Raw genomic sequence first — 17,842 nt, forward strand, 5'->3', positions numbered from 1 at the left:
GCGATCCGGCTGGTTTCCCCTATGTGTAGAGGCGTTCCTTTCCCGAGGGTCTTCATGCCAGAGCTCAAGCAGATCGAAGTTCGCGGCGCGCGCGAGCACAACCTCAAGAACATCGACGTGGACATCCCCCGCGACGAGCTGGTGGTGATCACCGGGCTGTCGGGCTCGGGCAAGTCCTCGCTGGCCTTCGACACCATCTATGCCGAGGGTCAGAGGCGCTATGTCGAGAGCCTCTCGGCCTACGCGCGGCAGTTCCTCGACATGATGGAAAAGCCCGATGTTGATCATATCGCGGGCCTCTCGCCGGCGATCTCCATCGAACAGAAAACCACCTCGAAGAACCCGCGCTCGACGGTCGGCACGGTCACCGAGATCTATGACTATCTGCGCCTGCTGTTTGCCCGCGTCGGCACGCCCTACAGCCCCGCCACCGGCCTGCCTATCGAGGCGCAGCAGGTGCAGGACATGGTCGACCGCGTCATGGCGCTCGAGGAGGGCACCCGCGGCTACCTGCTGGCGCCGATCATCCGCGACCGCAAGGGCGAGTACCGCAAGGAATTCCTCGAGCTGCGCAAGCAGGGCTTCCAGCGGGTCAAGGTGGATGGCGCGTTCTACGAGCTTGACGAACCGCCGACCCTCGACAAGAAATTCCGCCACGACATCGACGTGGTGGTCGACCGCATCGTCGTGCGCGAGGGGCTGGAGACGCGGCTTGCCGACAGTTTCCGCACCGCGCTCGATCTGGCCTCCGGCATCGCCGTGCTCGAAACCGCGCCGCGCGACGGCGAGGGCGAGGCTGAGCGGATCACCTTCTCCGAGAATTTCTCTTGCCCGGTCAGCGGCTTCACCATCTCCGAGATCGAGCCGCGGCTGTTTTCCTTCAACGCCCCCGTGGGCGCCTGTCCCGATTGCGACGGGCTTGGGGTGGAGCTGTTCTTCGACGAAAACCTCGTGGTGCCCGATATCACGCTGAAGGTCGCCGACGGGGCCATCGCACCGTGGCGCAAGGGCAAGTCGCCCTATTTCCTGCAGACCATCGAGTCGATCGCCAAGCACTATGGGTTCGACAAGAACGCCCGCTGGAAGGATCTGCCCAAGAAGGTGCAGGAGGTCTTCCTGCGCGGCTCGGGCAAGGAAGAGATCCCCTTCCGCTACGACGAGGGCGGGCGCGTCTATCAGGTGACCCGCGCCTTCGAGGGCGTGATCCCCAATATGCAGCGCCGCTACCGCGAGACCGACAGCGCCTGGGTGCGCGAAGAGTTCGAGCGTTATCAGAACAACCGGCCCTGCGGCAGCTGCGGCGGCTACCGTCTGCGCCCCGAGGCGCTGGCGGTGAAGATTGGCGACGCCAAAGCCGGGCAGGACAACCTGCTGCACATCGGCCATGTGGTCGAGAAGTCGATCCGCGAGGCACATGAGTGGATCGAGACCGTGCCCGCCGCGCTCTCGGGACAGAAGAACGAGATCGCCCGCGCCATCCTCAAGGAGATCCGAGAGCGGCTTGGCTTTCTCAACAACGTCGGCCTCGACTATCTGACCATGTCCCGCGCCGCGGGCACCCTGTCGGGCGGCGAGAGCCAGCGTATCCGACTGGCGAGCCAAATTGGCTCGGGGCTGACGGGCGTGCTCTACGTGCTCGATGAGCCCTCGATCGGGTTGCACCAGCGCGACAATGACCGGCTCATCGGCACGCTGAAATCGCTGCGCGATCAGGGCAATACGGTGATCGTGGTCGAGCATGACGAGGATATGATCCGGCAGGCCGACTATGTCTTCGACATCGGCCCCGGCGCCGGGGTGCACGGCGGCAATGTGGTCAGCCACGGCACGCCGCCGATGATCGCCGACGATCCCGCCAGCCTCACCGGCCAGTATCTCGCCGGCACGCGCGAGATCGCCGTGCCGAGTGAGCGGCGCAAGGGCAACGGCAAGATGCTGAAAGTGGTGAAAGCCACCGGCAACAACCTCAAGGGCATCGACGCGGAATTTCCGCTGGGCAAGTTCGTCTGCGTCACCGGGGTCTCGGGCGGCGGCAAATCCACGCTGACCATCGAGACGCTCTACAAGAACGCCGCCATGCGGCTCAACGGCGCGCGCGAAACCCCGTCGCCCTGCGAGACGATCAAGGGGTTTGAGTATCTCGACAAGGTCATCGACATCGACCAGCGCCCGATCGGGCGCACGCCGCGCTCGAACCCGGCCACCTACACCGGCGCCTTCACCCCGATCCGCGACTGGTTCGCCGGGCTCCCCGAGGCCAAGGCGCGCGGCTACAAGCCGGGGCGGTTCAGCTTCAACGTCAAGGGCGGCCGCTGCGAGGCCTGTCAGGGCGATGGCGTTATCAAGATCGAGATGCACTTCCTGCCCGACGTCTACGTCGAATGCGAGACCTGCAAGGGACAGCGCTACAACCGCGAGACTCTGGAGATCAAGTTCAAGGGAAAGAGCATCGCGGATGTGCTTGATATGACTGTGGAAGAGGCGCAGGAGTTCTTCCAGTCGGTGCCCTCGATCCGCGAGAAGATGGACGCGCTGATGCGCGTCGGGCTCAGCTATGTGAAGGTCGGCCAGCAGGCGACGACGCTCTCGGGCGGCGAGGCGCAGCGGGTGAAACTCTCGAAGGAACTGGCGAAACGCTCGACCGGGCGCACGCTCTATATCCTCGACGAGCCGACCACGGGCCTGCATTTTGAGGATGTGCGCAAGCTTTTGGAAGTGCTGCATGAGCTGGTGGAGCAGGGCAATACTGTGGTGGTGATCGAGCACAATCTCGACGTCATCAAGACCGCCGACCACATCATCGACATCGGCCCCGAGGGCGGCGACGGGGGTGGCGAGATCGTCGCAACCGGCACCCCCGAGGATGTGGCCGAGGTCGGGCGTTCGCACACCGGCCAGTACCTCAAGCCGATGCTGCGGACCGGCAAGGTCGCCGCGGAATAGCAGCGCAGCGCGGCCGCGAGGTTGCGCCATGCGTATTTGACAAGAGAAGAAGGACCGGCGCTTGTGGCAGCGCTGGTCCTTCTTTCGTCTAGATCAAAATATCCCGGGGGTCCGGGGGCAGCGCCCCCGACGCTTTTTAGCGCGCCAGCTGCGCGAGACCGCCGATGATGTCGAGCACGGCGCCGGTGTCGGGATCGACGCGGTAGATGTAGTCATCGACGTTGTAATAGGTGCGGCGCGGGTCAAGATCGTAGCGGCGCGGGTCGCGGATCACCACGTAATCGCGGTCGATACGGTCACCCCGGTCGAAGCGGCGGTCGCGCACCCGGTCGTGGTCGCGATCGTCATAGCGGTCGTGGCCGTAGTGATCGCGGTCGCGCTCGTGACGCACCGGCGCCTGCTTTTTGTACTGGCCCGGCGGCATGCAGGCCGCGTTCTTCTTGGCAAGGCCCGGCGGGCAGCCCTTGGGCGCGGCGGTGGCGGCCATCGGGGTGGCCAGAGCGGCGGCCGACAGGGCCGCGAAAGTGAGGGTACGCAACATCATGCTCTCCTGTACGTGGTGCGGAGTTATACGCAGAGAACGCAGTCCCCCGCCGCAGCGGTTCCGTAACATATGCAAATATCAGCGGGTTTCCGCCAGCGGCTCAGGCGCTCCAGTCGGGCTTTCGCTTGTCCAGAAAGGCCGACATGCCTTCGCTGGTGTCGCGCTCGAGCATGTTTTCCACCATCACGTGCCCGGCGAGCGCATAGGCCTCGTCGAGCGGCAGCTCGGCCTGCGCGTAGAACGCCTGTTTGCCGATCTTCACCGCCCTGGGCAGTTTCGACGCCACGGTTTCAGCCAGGTCTAGGGCCGCGCCAGCGAGGTCCTCGGCGGGAACCACGCAGTTGATCAGCCCCATGGCCTGCGCCTCTTCGGCATGGATGAAGCGGCCCGTGGTCAGCATCTCGAAGGCCTGTTTGCGCGGCAGGTTGCGGGTCAGCGCCACCATTGGCGTCGAGCAGAAAAGACCGATATTGACGCCATTGACCGCAAAGCGCGCGTCCTCTGCCGCCACCGCCATGTCGCAACTCGCCACCAGCTGGCAACCGGCGGCGGCGGCGATGCCATGGACCTGCGCAATCACCGGCTGGGGCAGGCGGGTGAGGCCCGTCATCACCTTGGCGCAGCGGGCGAAGAGATCGGCGAAATAGCCCGCGCCCTTGTCCTCGGCCTGCCGCCCGGCCTGCATCTCGCGCAAGTCATGCCCGGCGCAGAACACCTTGCCCGCGCCCGAGATCACCACGGCGCGGATCGCTCTGTCGTGCGCCAGCGCATCGATCTGGTCCTGCAGCGCGGCCAGCATGGCATCCGACAGCGGGTTCAGCCGCTCGGGCGCGTTCAGCCGCAGATGCGCCACCGGCCCGGTGTCGTGACGTTCGAGAATTGCCATCTTGTCCTCCTCCATCCTCGCGGGCAGCCTAGCCAGCGGAGATGAGGGGCGAAAGAGGCGGGAGGTCGCATGACGCTGCAGTTCACCATACCGGAGATGAAGGGCTATCTGTCGGAGGTTTTTCCGCAGGTCGAGGGGATGTTCGGCATCGAACGGATGGATGAGGACCTGCTGGTGATGCGGCTGATCACCGGTGATCAGCATCTGCGCCCGGGCGGCACCGTCTCTGGCCCGTCGATGTTCGCGCTGGCGGATGTGGCGGCCTATGTGGCAACGCTGGCACGCATTGGGCGGCAGGCGCTGACCGTCACCACCCATTGCTCGATCGACTTCATGCGCAAGCCTGCCTCCGGCTGCGATCTGCTGGCCGAGGCGCGGCTGCTGAAGCTCGGGCGCAGCCTGAGCGTGACCGATGTGCTGCTCTACAGCGAAGGCTCACGCGAGGCGGTCGCCCATGCCTCGCTGACCTATGCCATTCCGCCGCGCCGCTAGGCCTCCGCGCGGCCTCAGAGCGCTTCGGGAAAGGCGAGCCCGGCCTCGGTGGCGCAGGCGCGGATCCGCGTGAGCACTTCGCCAGGCAGGGTGACGCCCTCTGTGCGGGCGCGTGCGGCGGCGCTGGCAGCGCGGTCGCCGGGGATGCGCACCGGGCGCGCGGGGTCGATCGGGCGGCTGTTGCGGCAGGCCTCATTGAGGTGCTCGACCTGCGACACGAAAGCCTCGCGCCCGCCGAAGGCCTCGGGGTCGATCACCTGCAAAAAGACATTCGCGCCCCAGCGCGTCGGCGCCTCGACCCGGCCATGGCCAGCGAGCGCCTGCGTCAGCATCTCGACCATCAGCCCCATGGCAAACCCCTTGTGGCCATGATCCGCCCCGCCCACCGGCAGGATCGAGCCCTTGGGGCTCTGGTTGATCACCGTGGGATCGGTGGTGGCATGGCCGGCGCCGTCCAGCATCCACGGATGCGCAAACTCGGTGCCAGAGTTGATGTGCTCGCGCACCTTCGACAGCGTGGTGATCGAGGCGCAGGTGTCGATCAGCACCGGATGATCGCGGCCGGGATAGCCCACTGCCCATGGATTCGGGGTGAGCAGCGGCTCGCAACCGCCGTAGGGCGCCACCCATTCGCCCGAGGGATCGGAGGTGGCAATGTAGCACACATAGCCCTGCTCGGCGGCGATCCGGGTCAGGGCCGACAGACAGCCGATGTGATGGCTGCGGCGGATCGCCATGGCGGCCATGCCATACTCGGCGGCGCGCGTCATGCAGGTCTCGAGCGCGTGGCGCATCACCCAGTGGCCCGGCAGGTAATTGCCATCCCAAAGCAGCGTGACCTTATTGTCGGCCAGCACCGCATGGCTGCCTTCCTTGGTCATCAGATCCTTGGCAAGCTCGGGCAGGTAGTAGGACACCATCGAAATGCCATGGGTGGTGACCCCGATCTCATCGGTCTGGATCAAGAGCTCGGCCACGGTGGCGGCCTTGTCGGCGGGCAGGCCGCCCTGTTCCAGCAGGCTGCGGGCGAGGGTGTAAAGGGCGGTGCGGTCAAATGTCTGGCTCATGGCTCTGTTGTCGGGTGCCTTTGCCCTTTGGTCAACGGCGGTTTCCCGCAACCGCCCTGCGGGGGCCCGCGGCGCGGATTTTCTGCGCTGCCGCATGGGTTACGCCAAGGCCCCGCGCGCAGGAGGGGTTGCGAAGCGCCGCCATCGGCGCAATCCTCTGCCCCTGAAGGCTCTGCTGACCGCGCGCGGTGCGGCGCATAAGCCATTGGTCTAATATGCGCCCGATCATGGCCTGATAGGCTGGGCGCACTCGAAGAAGGATTTGAGCCATGGAGATGAGCGATTCCCGCGTGATCAAGGCCCCGCGAGAGGTGGTCTGGGCGGCGATCCTGAGCCCCGAGGTGCTGAAGGCCTGCGTGCCGGGCTGCACCGAACTGACCGGCACGCCCGAAGAGGGCTATCAGGCCACGGTGGTGCAAAAGGTCGGCCCGGTGAAGGCGACCTTCAAGGGCACGGTGACCCTGTCGAACATGAATGAGCCCGAAAGCCTGACGCTCTCGGGCGAGGGCAAGGGCGGCGCGGCGGGCTTTGCCAAAGGCGGCGCCGATGTCAGCTTCAAAGAGGTCGAAGAGGGCACCGAGCTGACCTATGCGGTGGACGCCAAGGTCGGCGGCAAGCTGGCGCAGCTCGGCAGCCGGATCATCGACGGTTTCGCCAAGAAGATGGCCGACCAGTTCTTCACCAATCTGCAGGATGCGGTCGAAGGCCCGGCAGACGCCGATGCGGCGCCCGAGGCCGAAGGCGAAGCCGCCGAAGAGGGTAAGAAAAAAGGCTGGTTCAAGCGGATGGTCTCGGGCTGATCCCCGTGCCAGAGTAACACCAAGCCAAAACCGAACAGTCATCCCAGGGAGGGAACGTATGACCAAGGTAACGATGACGGTGAACGGCAAATCGGTCAGCAAGGAGGTCCGGGGCAATATGCTCATGACCGAGTTTCTGCGCGACGAGCTGCATCTGACGGGCACCCATGTGGGCTGCGACACCTCGCAATGCGGCGCCTGCACGATCCACGTCAACGGCGAGAACGTGAAGGGCTGCACCATCTTTGCCGCCGAATGCGACGGCGCCGAGGTCGGCACGATCGAAGGGCAAGCCAATGCCGACGGCTCGCTCAACGTGATCCAGCAGGCGTTTCAGGACCACCACGGCCTGCAGTGCGGTTTCTGCACGCCGGGCATGGTGATGGCCGCCGCCTCGCTGCTGCAGGAGAATCCCAAACCCTCCGAGGCCGAGATCCGGCATTACCTAGAGGGCAATATCTGCCGCTGCACCGGCTATCATAACATCGTCAAGGCGATCATGGCCGCCAGCGGTCAGGACGTGAGCAGCATCGCGGCGGAGTGATGCGGGCCAAGTGAGAGCGGCGGGGCGTGTGGAGGCGTCTGGCTGCGAGTATTTTGGGAAAGATGAAAGGCGCTGAGCGGCGCTTTTGACGGACCGAAGGCGGAGGGGAGACCGCCATCGGTGACGGGAGGACCGGCGGTCGCAAAGCGCGCCGGGTGGAGAGTTCGAGGCGGGCAGGCCCGCCGGCATATCAGGGAGGAGACCCCATGCCGAAGGATCATGGAATCGGCGCGGCGCAGAAGCGGCGCGAGGACGTGCGCTTTCTGACCGGCGCCGGTCAGTACACCGACGACATCAACACCTACGGGCAGGCCTACTGCCATTTCCTGCGCTCGGATGTGGCGCATGGCAAGATCACCTCGATCGACACCAGCGCCGCTGAGGCGATGCCCGGCGTGGTGCGCATCTTCACCGGCAAGGATTTCGAAGGCATCGGCGGGCTGCCCTGCGGCTGGCAGGTCACCGACAAGCACGGCGAGCCGATGAAGGAACCGGCGCATCCGGTTCTGGCGCAGGGTAAGGTCCGCCATGTGGGCGATCCGATCTGCGCGGTGATTGCCGACACGCTTGATCAGGCGCGCGATGCCGCCGAGGCCATAGAGGTGGAGATCGAAGATCTTCCGGCGGTGGTCGACATGAAGGCGGCGCTGGAGAGCGGTGCGGCCCTGGTGCACGACGATCTGTCGGACAACCTGTGTTATGATTGGCAGTTCGGCTCGGATCAGGAGGCGGTGGACAAGGCCTTTGCGGAGGCCGCCCATGTCACCACGCTGGAACTGGTCAACAACCGGCTGGTGGCCAACCCGATGGAGCCGCGCGTGGCACTTGGCGAGTACAACCGCGCCAATGACGAAAGCACGCTCTACACCACCTCGCAGAACCCGCATGTGATCCGGCTGCTGATGGGGGCCTTTGTGCTGGGCATTCCCGAGCACAAGCTGCGCGTGGTCGCGCCTGATGTCGGCGGCGGCTTTGGCACGAAGATCTTCCACTACGCCGAGGAGGCCTTCGTCACCTTCGCCTCGCGGCAGATCAACCGGCCCGTCAAATGGACCTCGACCCGCTCCGAGGCCTTCATGTCCGATGCCCATGGCCGCGATCACGTGACCAAGATCGAACTGGCGCTGGATGCGGACAATAACTTCATCGGGCTGCGCACCGACACGCTGGCCAATATGGGGGCGTATCTGTCGACCTTCTCCAGCTCGGTGCCAACATGGCTGCACGGCACGCTGATGGCCGGCAATTACAAAACCCCGGCAATCCAGGTGAACGTCAAGGCGGTCTTCACCAACACCGTGCCCGTCGATGCCTACCGCGGCGCGGGCCGCCCCGAGGCGACCTTCCAGCTTGAGCGGCTTGTCGACAAGGCGGCGCGGGAGCTGGGCGTGGACCCGATCAAGCTGCGCCGTCAGAACTTCATCGAGAGCTTCCCCTATGCGACCCCGGTGGCGGTGGAATATGACACCGGCGACTATGTGGCGACCATGGACAAGCTCGAAGCGATGATCGACATCCCCGGCTTTGCCGCTCGCCGCGCCGAGAGCGAGGCGAAGGGCAAGCTGCGCGGGCTTGGGGTTAATTGCTACATCGAGGCTTGCGGCATCGCGCCGTCAAACCTTGTCGGGCAGCTCGGCGCAAGGGCGGGGCTCTACGATGCGGCGACCGTGCGGGTGAATGCCACCGGCTCGATCTCTGTCATGGTTGGCGCGCACAGCCACGGCCAGGGGCATGAGACCGCCTTCCCGCAGGTGGTGGCCGACATGCTGGGCATCGACGAGAGCATGATCGACATCGTCCACGGCGACACCTCGAAGATCCCCTTCGGCATGGGCACCTATGGCTCGCGCTCCTTGGCGGTCTGCGGCTCGGCCATGGTCCGCGCCACTGAGAAAATCATCAATAAGGCCAAGAAGATCGCGGCCCATCTGATGGAGGCTTCGGAGGGCGACATCGAACTGAAGGATGGGCAGTTCACCGTGGCGGGCACCGACAAATCGGTGGCTTGGGGCGATGTGACCCTTGCCGCCTATGTGCCGCACAACTACCCGCTCACCGAGATCGAGCCGGGGCTGGAAGAGACCGCCTTCTATGATCCGGCCAATTTCACCTATCCCGCGGGGGCCTATGCCTGCGAGGTGGAGGTCGACCCCGAGACCGGCAAGGTCACCATCGAACGCTTTGCCGCCGCCGATGATTTCGGCAATGTGGTGAACCCGATGATCGTCGAGGGGCAGGTGCATGGCGGACTGGCGCAGGGCATAGGTCAGGCGCTGCTGGAAAGCTGCGTCTACGACGCCGACGGCCAGCTGCTTTCGGCCAGCTACATGGATTACGCCATGCCACGCGCCGGGGACGTGCCGTTCTACATGGTCGATCACAGCTGCGCCACGCCCTGCACCCACAACCCGCTTGGGGTGAAGGGCTGCGGCGAGGCCGGGGCCATCGGCTCGCCGCCCGCCGTGGTCAACGCGGTGCTGGATGCGCTCAACCATGCGGGACATGACGTGGCGCATATCGACATGCCCGTTTCGCCGCATCGTGTGTGGCAGGCGATGCAGGGCTAGGGGATTTCAGCGCTATTTCCCGGCGCAGGTGCTTGCATCTCGCGCCGGGGGACGTGAGTATTTGGCGAAAGATGAAAGGGATAGCGGCAGGGCCCGCACCCTTTTCGCAGGAGGATGACGATGTACAGCTTCGACGTTGTGAAACCCGGCACGCTGGATGACGCGCTGGCCGCGCTCGGCGAGGATGAGGCGCAGGCGCTGGGGGGCGGGCAGACGCTGATCCCCTCGCTCAAGCAGCGGCTTGCCATGCCCTCGGTGCTGGTGAGCCTTATGGGGATCGAAGAGATCAAGGGCGTGTCCAGCGAGGGCGGCGTGCTGACCGTCGGCGGCGGCGCCAGCCATGCCAGCGTGGCGCGTGAGGCGGCCTCGAGCTACCCGGCGCTGGCGGCGCTGGCGGGCAATATCGGCGATCCGGCGGTGCGCAACCGCGGCACCGCGGGCGGCAGCCTTGCCAACAATGATCCGGCGGCCTGCTATCCGGCGGCGGCGCTGGCCTCGGGCGCGACGATCGTGACCAACGCGCGCGAGATCGCGGCGGACGAGTATTTTCAGGGCATGTTCACCACCGCGCTCGACGAAGGCGAGATCATCACCGCGGTGAAATTCCCGATCCCGGAAAAGGCCGCCTACATTAAGTTCGAGCAGCCCGCCTCGCGCTTTGCGCTGGTGGGGGTCTTCGTGGCGAAATTCGCCGACGGTGTGCGCGTCGCGGTGACCGGCGCGTCGGAAGAGGGCGTGTTCCGCTGGACCGAAGCCGAAGACGCGCTGTCAGGCGATTTCTCGGCCGCGGCGCTCGACGGGCTGTCGGTGCCTGCGGAGGGGCTGATGACCGACCTGCATGGCTCGGCGGCCTACCGCGCGCATCTCATCGGCGTGCTGACCAAACGGGCCGTCGCGCAGGCGTGACCCTTTACGCGGCTCCAGATTGGCGCCCTCCGGGAGACCGGGGGGCGTTTTTTGTGACGTGCTTTAGCGCGCGAGAGCCAGCAGGCCCGCCACGTCCAGATGCTGCTCCATATGGTCGGCCAGCGCATCGAGCACGCTGTCGACCTTGGCCTCGTAGCGCAGATCGCTGCGCGCCACGCCCAGCCCGTCGAGCCAGCGCGCGCGGAAGGCATCATCGGCAAACAGCCCGTGCAGATAGCTGCCGGTGATGCGCCCACCCAATGAGATCGCCCCATCGGGCGCGCCGTCGACCATCGCGAAGGGCCGGGCGCAATCGGGGCCGTCGGTCTGGCCGATGTGGATCTCATAGCCATCGAGCGGCAGACCGCTGGCGGCATGGGTGGCGCGCACGCGGGTCAGGCGTTTCTCGGCGGTCATCACCGTGTCCACATCCAGCAGCCCGAGGCCCGCGTCCGTGCCAGCCGGGCCTTCGATCCCCTCTGGGTCCGAGATGCTGCGGCCCAGCATCTGGTAGCCGCCGCAGATGCCGAGCACATGGCCGCCGCGGCGCACATGGGCGGCGAGGTCGACGTCCCAACCCTGCGCGCGCAGAAAGTTGAGATCGCCGCGGGTGGATTTGCTGCCGGGCAGGATCACCAGATGGGTATCGCCGGGAATCGCCTCGCCGGGGGCCAGCATCGACAGCGCCACGCCCGGCTCCTGCGCCAGCGGGTCGAGATCGTCGAAATTGGCGATGCGTGAAAGCGCGAGGCACACCACCTTGAGCCCATCCGCGCGGGAGCGGCGCGGCAGGTCGAGCGCATCCTCGGCGGGCAGAAGATGCGCGTCGCGGAACCACGGCAGCACGCCGAAGCCGCGCCAGCCGGTGTGCTCGGCGATCATCTGGTAGCCATCGTCAAAGAGCGTGGGATCGCCCCGGAACTTGTTGATCAGGAATCCTTTCACCATCTCGGCATCGCCCGCATCCATGACCGCCTGCGTGCCGACGATCTGCGCGATGACGCCGCCGCGGTCGATGTCTCCGGCCAGCACCACGGGCACATTCGCGGCGCGGGCAAAGCCCATATTGGCGATGTCGCGCGGGCGCAGGTTCACTTCGGCTGGGCTGCCCGCGCCTTCGACCAGCACCAGATCATGCGCCGCGCGGAGCCGCTCGAAGCTCTCCAGCACGGCCTCCATCAGCCGCGGGCGGAGCCCGGCGTAATCGCGCGCCTGCGTGGTGGCGATGCGCTTGCCCTGCAGCACCACCTGCGCGCCGATGTCACTCTCGGGCTTCAGCAGCACCGGGTTCATGTCGGTGATCGGCTCGAGCCCGCAGGCGCGGGCCTGCAGCGCCTGCGCCCGGCCAATCTCGCCGCCATCCGCCGTCACCGCCGCGTTGTTCGACATGTTCTGCGGCTTGAAGGGCGCGACGCTGTATCCCCGGCGGCGCGCGGCCCGGCAAAGCCCCGCCACCAGCATGGATTTGCCGACGTTCGAGCCGGTGCCCTGCAGCATCAGCGCGGGCATGCGCAGCCTCCGGCGGGGGCGAGATCGCGGGCCGAGCGCTGCGGGGCAGGCGGCGGGCCGGCGTATTTGCGGAACAATGAAAGGGCGGGCATTGCGAGGCTCTCAGGGGTGCTCTTTGGTCCCCTGAGTGCCATCACGCGCGCGCGGAGGCCAGACGGAAACGCTCAGGAGCGGGCGATGTAGCGGTCGCGGCGGTGGTTGATCGAGATCAGCGCGTTGAGGATGATCGCACCCACGAGCGACCAGAGCACCTGCATCGGCTCGAACAGCAGCGCCGCCAGCGCGAAGACCAGAAGGTCAAAGCCCAGTTGCACCCATCCCGCCTTGATCCCGCGGGTGTCCTGCAGCCAAAGGGCGACGATGCCGACGCCGCCCAGCGTGGCGCCATGGCGGAACAGCGACAGCAGGCCGATGCCGGCGCAGACGCCAAAGAGCGCGGCGGCCAGCGGCGGCGAGACCTCGATATCCATCGCCAGCGGCAGCAGGTCCACCATGCTCGACATCAGCGCCACCGAGATGAAGCTCTTGATCGTGAAGCGCCAGCCCAGCTGTTTTACCGCGAGGATGTAGAAGGGCGCATTGAGCAGGAAGAAGAGCAGGCCGAAGCGCAGCCCCGTGGGTTCGCCCAGAACCAGGGCAAGCCCGGCGATCTGGCCGGTGAAGAGGCCCGAGGCGCGCAGGAACTGGATGCCGAGCGCAACCAGAGTTGTGCCGACGAGAATGCCGTGGACGTCTTCCCACAGCGTATGACGATCAGGAGGGGGGCTTTCGAGGAGGAGCATGGGGCAGAAATGCTGACCTTTATCGGCAAGGTCAAGGGGTGTTCGCTGCAGCGCGGCGTCAGCGCGCGGGGGACGCACAGAAATGAGGCAGTAAAGCAAACGGCCGGCCCCATGGGACCGGCCGCGTTTTCAGGGGCTTGGCGTCAGGCCGCGCCGAGCGCCTTGTTGAGGTTCTCGTCCACCTTCTCGAGGAAGCCCATGGTGGTGAGCCACTTCTGGTCCGGCCCGACCAGCAGCGCGAGGTCTTTCGTCATCCAGCCCGATTCCACCGTCTGCACCACCACCTTCTCGAGCGTCTCGGCGAAACTCATAAGCTGCGCGTTGGCGTCGAGCTTGGCGCGGTGCTTGAGGCCGCCGGTCCATGCAAAGATGGAGGCGATGGAGTTGGTCGAGGTCGCCTGACCCGCCTGATGCTGGCGGAAGTGGCGGGTGACCGTGCCGTGGGCCGCTTCGGCCTCGACGATCTTGCCATCGGGGGTCATCAGCTGCGAGGTCATCAGGCCGAGCGAACCGAAGCCCTGTGCCACGGTGTCCGACTGTACGTCGCCATCGTAGTTCTTGCAGGCCCAGACGAAGCCGCCGTTCCACTTCATGGCGCAGGCCACCATGTCGTCGATCAGCCGGTGTTCGTACCAGATCTTCTTCTTCTTGAACTCGGCTTCGAACTCTTCCTCAAAGACCTTCTGGAACAGGTCCTTGAAGCGCCCGTCATAGGCCTTGAGGATGGTGTTCTTGGTCGACAGATACACCGGCCAGCCCATCATCAACCCGTAGTTGAACGAGGCGCGGGCGAAGTCGATGATCGAGCTGTCGAGGTTGTACATCGCCTGATAGACGCCGGCGGAGGGCGCCTGATAGACCTCTTTCTCGATCACCGTGCCGTCCTCGCCGACGAATTTCATCGTCAGCGTGCCAGCGCCGGGGAAGTGGAAATCGGTGGCTTTGTACTGATCGCCGAAGGCGTGGCGGCCGATGACGATGGGCCGGGTCCAGCCGGGCACCAGACGCGGCACGTTGCGGCAGATGATCGGCTGGCGGAAGACCACGCCGCCAAGGATGTTGCGGATCGTGCCGTTGGGCGAGCGCCACATCTTCTTGAGGCCGAATTCCTCGACCCGTGCCTCATCGGGGGTGATCGTGGCGCATTTCACCGCGACACCGATCTCTTTGGTCTTTTCCGCCGCGTCGATGGTGATCTGGTCCTCGGTGCGGTCACGCTCTTCGATCCCGAGGTCGTAATAGAGCAGATCGACGTCCAGATAGGGCAGGATCAGTTTCTTCTTGATGAAGTCCCAGATGATCCGGGTCATCTCGTCCCCGTCCATTTCGACGATGGGGTTCTCGACCTTGATCTTCGACATGGGTGTCCCTTTCGATGGCTGAGTCGGCTGAGTGGCATGTAACGCGTTTCCCCACGGGAGGGAAGGATGGTATGCAGTCGTATACCGTAACGTCGTCATTTTTCCATGATGAGCGCGGCGGAATTAGCGAAATGGAAAACCTTCGCCACTTATGCAGGCGTCATGGATCAGAAGATTGAGGATTTCATGACCGTGCTGCTTTTGGGATTTGTTCTGAGCGTCTCCCTCGCGGCAGGGGGCGTGATGCTGTTTGGGGACTCTCCGGCGAATGGGGCTGCGCCCGGCCCCGTGCTGGTCATCGCGCCGCCATGGGGACCGGGGCCCGCGGCTCTGATCCATGGCGCTGGCGGGCGGATGATCGGCCCGGTAAGCGCGCCGTTTGGGGCCTTGGCGCGTTTCGACGGCGCGGTCCCGGTGGCCCGGTTGCGCGCGCTCGGCGCATGGGGCGTGCGCGATGCATCGGCGCTGGCGGCCTACTGCGGGGCAAAGCCATGAGCGGGGTATCAGATATCCTCGGCCTTCGCGCCCTGCAGGCGCGCGTGCAGGCCATGTCGGCACAGACGCTGCTCTTGCTCCTGGGCATCATGCTGCTGCCGGTGCATATGGCCAGCGACCTCTACCTTGGGCGTCCCGGCATGACCGGCACGCTGATCTCGGTCACGCTCTTGCTGGTCGCCGGTGCCGCGACGCGCCTGCGCAGCCGGTTGACCGACTATGTGCTCGCCGCCGTGGTCATCGCCGAAGTCGTCGAACTCACGGCGGCCTACCGCCTGCACCCGTGGCAGCTTGATACCCATATGCTGTATTTCGTGATGCTGGCCGGGATCTCGATCCTCGGACGGGTGAGCGTGCTGATGTTCGGCTGCGCGCTCGTCGCGGTTCAGCACCTCGCTTTGGTGTTCATCATGCCCGCGCTGGTCTTTCCCTCGACCGATCTGGTGGAAAATCTGATGCGCGTGCTTCTGCACGGCGGCATCGTCATCATGGAGGGGTTGATCCTCACCATGGCGATCATGCAGCGCAACGCCGCGCAGCGCCATCTTGCGGAAAGCGCCGAGCGGCTCGCCGACGAAAGTCACCGGGCGGCTGAGGCCAAGCAGCACGCCGAGCAGGCGGCGCGGCAGACCCAAGACATGGCCGCACAATTCTCGCGGCATCTGCACGACCTCGCCGAGCGCAACCTCGATTGCGCGGTCGAGACGCCAATGGACGGTGCCTTCGAAGATCTCCGGCGCGATTTCAACCGCGCGCTCGGCCAGTTGCAGGGTGCTTTGGGCAGTTCGCGCCGCACCGCCGATGGTGTCGACGAAGAGGCTGCGGCGCTGGAGCAAGTGACCGGCGATCTCTCGACCCGCAGCGAGCGGCAAGCGCAGGAACTCAGCGGCGCGGCAAGCGGCATGGCCGAGGTCACATCGGCCTTGCGCGGCACCGCGCAGCGCGCCGGGGAGCTTGCCGATCAGGCCCGGCTCGCGCGCACCAGCGCCGAAGAAGGCGGCACGGTCACCCATCGTGCTATGGAGGCGATGCAACTGATCGAAGAAAGCTCGTCAGAGGTCGGCAAGATCATCGACCTGATCGATGATATTTCCTTCCAGACCAACCTTCTTGCCCTCAATGCCGGGGTCGAGGCCGCCCGCGCAGGTGAAAGTGGCAAGGGCTTTGCCGTGGTCGCCTCCGAGGTGCGGCAACTTGCGCAGCGCACCTCCGAAGCCGCCGCCGGGGTAAAGAAACTGATCCTCGACAGCGAGGATCAAGTCTCGGAAGGCGCCAAGCTGGTCAATGAGGCGGGGGGCAGGCTCTCCAGCATCGTCGACGCGGTGAGCACCGTCAGCAATATGATCGCCGAGATACGCGACGATGCGCGCGGCCAATCCGAACGGCTTTCCACGCTCTCCGATGCCGTCTCGCGGCTCGACAGCCAGACTCAGGAGAGCGCGGCGCTGAGCGAGGAAATGGCCGCCATGGGGCTCCGGCTGCGGGGCCACGCGCGCGACCTTACGCAGGAGATGGCGATCTTCCAGCTGGGCAACACCCGAACAGGAGCGGAGGTTGCTTTTACCCCGCCGCCTCGAGCTTCTTCAACTTGAGCATGAGAAGCGTCGCGACGATCACCTCGGCAAAGACACCACAGGCGAGCGGCAGCGGCGTGCCGTCAAACATCAGCCCGACCGGCACCGCCATCAGCACCGCCAGCACGGTGGAAATCGCACCAATCAGCGAAGAGGCCATCCCGGCGATATGCCCCACCGGCTCCATGGCAATGGCGTTCACATTGCCCATGGTCATCCCCATCTGAAAGAACACGGTGATCTGCCACAGGTAGAAGACGGCAAAGCCTGCGGTTCCGGAAATCCCGCTGGAAAACGCCACGATGGCGATGCCCGAAAAGAGGATCTGCGCCGCTAGCACCGCGGTCACGATCCGCCGCATGCCAAGTCGGCCCACGAGCCGCGCGTTCACAAAGCTCGCAGAGGCGGCAAAAACCGCCGCAGCCCCGAACCAGATCGGAAAATAGGTTCCCTGATCGAAGCTCACGTCATAGATCTGCTGCACCGACGAGATCATCGAGAACATCGTGGCCTGACACAGCGCCTGCACGCCGATCGAGACGCGGACAACGGGATGTGCCAAGAGCTCCTTCACCGCCGCCCACAGCGGACCCGCGCGGAACGGACGCCGGCGCTCGCGCGGCAGGGTTTCCGGCAGGCGGATGCTCAGCCAGATCGCGATCACCGAGGCAAACCCGACGAAGGCCAGAAACACGCCGCGCCAGCCCGAAAGCCCGATGATCAGCGTGCCGATGCTCGGTGCCAGCGCCGGGAACAGGGTGAAGACCATCATCACAAAGGACATGATCTGCGCCATGCCGCGCCCGGCGTAAACGTCGCGTACAATGGCCAGCGCCACCACCCGCGGCCCGGCAGCGCCGAGCCCCTGCAGCATACGCGCGGCCAGCACCCATTCCAGCGTTTCGGCATTCGCCGCCAACAGAGCGGCGCAGATATAGACGGCGATCCCGCCAAGGATCACCGGCTTGCGCCCAAAGGTGTCCGACAGTGGCCCGGTGAACAGCGTGCCAACACCCATCCCGAGCACGAAGCTGGTGACCACCAGTTGCGCGCGGTTGATGTCATCCGGCGTCAGCTCCTGCCCGATTTGCGGCAGCGCGGGCAGCATGGCGTCGATGGAAAACGCGATCGTCGCGAACATCGACGCCAGCAGCGCGATCAGTTCGAAACGGCTCGGGCCCTTGGACGCGGCGGCCGCATCCGGGGTCTGGGAGGAAGTCATGGTCATTTCGGCCTCGGCGGGAAGACCCCGCGGGCACGATGAACGCAGGGGGAGGGGCAGGGTAGGGAGATGCCGCAGGGCTATCTCGAAACGTCACGTAACGAAAGGCCGCCGGGGCTCCATTGGCGCACAGAGCGCTCACGCCTCACG

At 65.6% G+C, this 17,842-nt stretch carries 15 protein-coding genes; 8 read left to right on the forward strand and 7 right to left on the reverse strand.

All coding sequences use genetic code 11. The features are described 5' to 3' along the window. Positions 1-54: 54 nt before the first annotated feature. Positions 55-2,943 carry an excinuclease ABC subunit UvrA gene (gene uvrA, locus AYJ57_RS00725; protein ID WP_066099797.1) on the forward strand — a complete coding sequence of 963 codons (2,889 nt, stop codon included), beginning with the start codon at positions 55-57 and terminating at the stop codon, positions 2,941-2,943. A 136-nt stretch (positions 2,944-3,079) separates the two neighbouring features. On the opposite strand, the gene AYJ57_RS00730 is transcribed toward uvrA, so the two are convergent. Further along, entirely contained in the window at positions 3,080-3,487 is a 408-nt protein-coding gene (locus tag AYJ57_RS00730; protein ID WP_237220174.1) for an excinuclease ABC subunit A, read from the reverse strand. 100 nt (positions 3,488-3,587) lie between these two features. Then, positions 3,588-4,373, reverse strand: coding sequence for an enoyl-CoA hydratase (locus AYJ57_RS00735; protein ID WP_066099803.1), 786 nt, complete (start codon positions 4,371-4,373; stop codon positions 3,588-3,590). 69 nt (positions 4,374-4,442) lie between these two features. On the opposite strand from AYJ57_RS00735, the gene AYJ57_RS00740 reads away from it, so the two are divergent. Next, positions 4,443-4,865, forward strand: coding sequence for a PaaI family thioesterase (locus tag AYJ57_RS00740; RefSeq protein WP_066099805.1), 423 nt, complete (start codon positions 4,443-4,445; stop codon positions 4,863-4,865). Positions 4,866-4,879: 14 nt separating this feature from the next. On the opposite strand, the gene AYJ57_RS00745 is transcribed toward AYJ57_RS00740, so the two are convergent. Next, positions 4,880-5,932, reverse strand: coding sequence for an Ldh family oxidoreductase (locus tag AYJ57_RS00745; RefSeq protein ID WP_066099807.1), 1,053 nt, complete (start codon positions 5,930-5,932; stop codon positions 4,880-4,882). Between the two features lie 269 nt (positions 5,933-6,201). On the opposite strand from AYJ57_RS00745, the gene AYJ57_RS00750 reads away from it, so the two are divergent. From AYJ57_RS00750 to AYJ57_RS00765, 4 genes are all read left to right on the forward strand, one after another. Continuing rightward, positions 6,202-6,732: a CoxG family protein gene (locus AYJ57_RS00750; RefSeq protein WP_066099810.1), complete on the forward strand. Its 531-nt coding sequence runs from the start codon at positions 6,202-6,204 to the stop codon at positions 6,730-6,732. Positions 6,733-6,790: 58 nt separating this feature from the next. Further along, positions 6,791-7,276 (forward strand): (2Fe-2S)-binding protein, encoded by a 486-nt coding sequence (locus AYJ57_RS00755; protein ID WP_066099813.1) that lies wholly within the window; start codon positions 6,791-6,793, stop codon positions 7,274-7,276. Between the two features lie 206 nt (positions 7,277-7,482). Beyond that, positions 7,483-9,843 carry a xanthine dehydrogenase family protein molybdopterin-binding subunit gene (locus AYJ57_RS00760; RefSeq protein WP_066099815.1) on the forward strand — a complete coding sequence of 787 codons (2,361 nt, stop codon included), beginning with the start codon at positions 7,483-7,485 and terminating at the stop codon, positions 9,841-9,843. 120 nt (positions 9,844-9,963) lie between these two features. After that, positions 9,964-10,749 carry an FAD binding domain-containing protein gene (locus AYJ57_RS00765; protein ID WP_066099818.1) on the forward strand — a complete coding sequence of 262 codons (786 nt, stop codon included), beginning with the start codon at positions 9,964-9,966 and terminating at the stop codon, positions 10,747-10,749. A 63-nt stretch (positions 10,750-10,812) separates the two neighbouring features. Here the strand turns inward: AYJ57_RS00765 and AYJ57_RS00770 are convergent, their stop codons facing one another. The 3 genes from AYJ57_RS00770 to AYJ57_RS00780 form a co-directional block, all read right to left on the reverse strand. Next, the gene (locus tag AYJ57_RS00770) at positions 10,813-12,258 is read right to left on the reverse strand and encodes a cobyric acid synthase (protein ID WP_066099820.1); all 1,446 of its coding nucleotides are present in this window, start codon (positions 12,256-12,258) and stop codon (positions 10,813-10,815) included. 164 nt (positions 12,259-12,422) lie between these two features. After that, complete coding sequence (locus AYJ57_RS00775; RefSeq protein WP_066099823.1) at positions 12,423-13,040, reverse strand: YitT family protein; 618 nt, start codon at positions 13,038-13,040, stop codon at positions 12,423-12,425. A 143-nt stretch (positions 13,041-13,183) separates the two neighbouring features. Beyond that, positions 13,184-14,401, reverse strand: coding sequence for an NADP-dependent isocitrate dehydrogenase (locus AYJ57_RS00780; RefSeq protein ID WP_066099825.1), 1,218 nt, complete (start codon positions 14,399-14,401; stop codon positions 13,184-13,186). A 162-nt stretch (positions 14,402-14,563) separates the two neighbouring features. Between AYJ57_RS00780 and AYJ57_RS00785 the strand changes: the two genes are divergently transcribed. Both AYJ57_RS00785 and AYJ57_RS00790 read left to right on the forward strand, forming a co-directional pair. Next, positions 14,564-14,896: a hypothetical protein gene (locus tag AYJ57_RS00785; protein WP_066099828.1), complete on the forward strand. Its 333-nt coding sequence runs from the start codon at positions 14,564-14,566 to the stop codon at positions 14,894-14,896. After that, positions 14,893-16,488: a methyl-accepting chemotaxis protein gene (locus AYJ57_RS00790; protein ID WP_066099831.1), complete on the forward strand. Its 1,596-nt coding sequence runs from the start codon at positions 14,893-14,895 to the stop codon at positions 16,486-16,488. Before AYJ57_RS00785 ends, AYJ57_RS00790 begins: the two co-directional genes overlap by 4 nt. Here AYJ57_RS00790 and AYJ57_RS00795 read toward each other — a convergent pair. Continuing rightward, entirely contained in the window at positions 16,457-17,692 is a 1,236-nt protein-coding gene (locus AYJ57_RS00795; protein WP_066106467.1) for a multidrug effflux MFS transporter, read from the reverse strand. The genes AYJ57_RS00790 and AYJ57_RS00795 overlap by 32 nt on opposite strands. Positions 17,693-17,842 lie beyond the last annotated feature (150 nt).

Source organism: Salipiger sp. CCB-MM3, from assembly GCF_001687105.1.
Lineage (GTDB): Bacteria > Pseudomonadota > Alphaproteobacteria > Rhodobacterales > Rhodobacteraceae > Salipiger.

Excerpts from the sequence above, each read along its gene's own strand:
- uvrA (WP_066099797.1), top strand. The coding sequence starts at position 55 with ATGCCAGAGCTCAAGCAGATCGAAGTTCGCGGCGCGCGCGAGCACAAC.
- AYJ57_RS00730 (WP_237220174.1), bottom strand. The coding sequence starts at position 3,487 with ATGATGTTGCGTACCCTCACTTTCGCGGCCCTGTCGGCCGCCGCTCTG.
- AYJ57_RS00735 (WP_066099803.1), bottom strand. The coding sequence starts at position 4,373 with ATGGCAATTCTCGAACGTCACGACACCGGGCCGGTGGCGCATCTGCGG.
- AYJ57_RS00740 (WP_066099805.1), top strand. The coding sequence starts at position 4,443 with ATGACGCTGCAGTTCACCATACCGGAGATGAAGGGCTATCTGTCGGAG.
- AYJ57_RS00745 (WP_066099807.1), bottom strand. The coding sequence starts at position 5,932 with ATGAGCCAGACATTTGACCGCACCGCCCTTTACACCCTCGCCCGCAGC.
- AYJ57_RS00750 (WP_066099810.1), top strand. The coding sequence starts at position 6,202 with ATGGAGATGAGCGATTCCCGCGTGATCAAGGCCCCGCGAGAGGTGGTC.
- AYJ57_RS00755 (WP_066099813.1), top strand. The coding sequence starts at position 6,791 with ATGACCAAGGTAACGATGACGGTGAACGGCAAATCGGTCAGCAAGGAG.
- AYJ57_RS00760 (WP_066099815.1), top strand. The coding sequence starts at position 7,483 with ATGCCGAAGGATCATGGAATCGGCGCGGCGCAGAAGCGGCGCGAGGAC.
- AYJ57_RS00765 (WP_066099818.1), top strand. The coding sequence starts at position 9,964 with ATGTACAGCTTCGACGTTGTGAAACCCGGCACGCTGGATGACGCGCTG.
- AYJ57_RS00770 (WP_066099820.1), bottom strand. The coding sequence starts at position 12,258 with ATGCCCGCGCTGATGCTGCAGGGCACCGGCTCGAACGTCGGCAAATCC.
- AYJ57_RS00775 (WP_066099823.1), bottom strand. The coding sequence starts at position 13,040 with ATGCTCCTCCTCGAAAGCCCCCCTCCTGATCGTCATACGCTGTGGGAA.
- AYJ57_RS00780 (WP_066099825.1), bottom strand. The coding sequence starts at position 14,401 with ATGTCGAAGATCAAGGTCGAGAACCCCATCGTCGAAATGGACGGGGAC.
- AYJ57_RS00785 (WP_066099828.1), top strand. The coding sequence starts at position 14,564 with ATGGATCAGAAGATTGAGGATTTCATGACCGTGCTGCTTTTGGGATTT.
- AYJ57_RS00790 (WP_066099831.1), top strand. The coding sequence starts at position 14,893 with ATGAGCGGGGTATCAGATATCCTCGGCCTTCGCGCCCTGCAGGCGCGC.
- AYJ57_RS00795 (WP_066106467.1), bottom strand. The coding sequence starts at position 17,692 with ATGACTTCCTCCCAGACCCCGGATGCGGCCGCCGCGTCCAAGGGCCCG.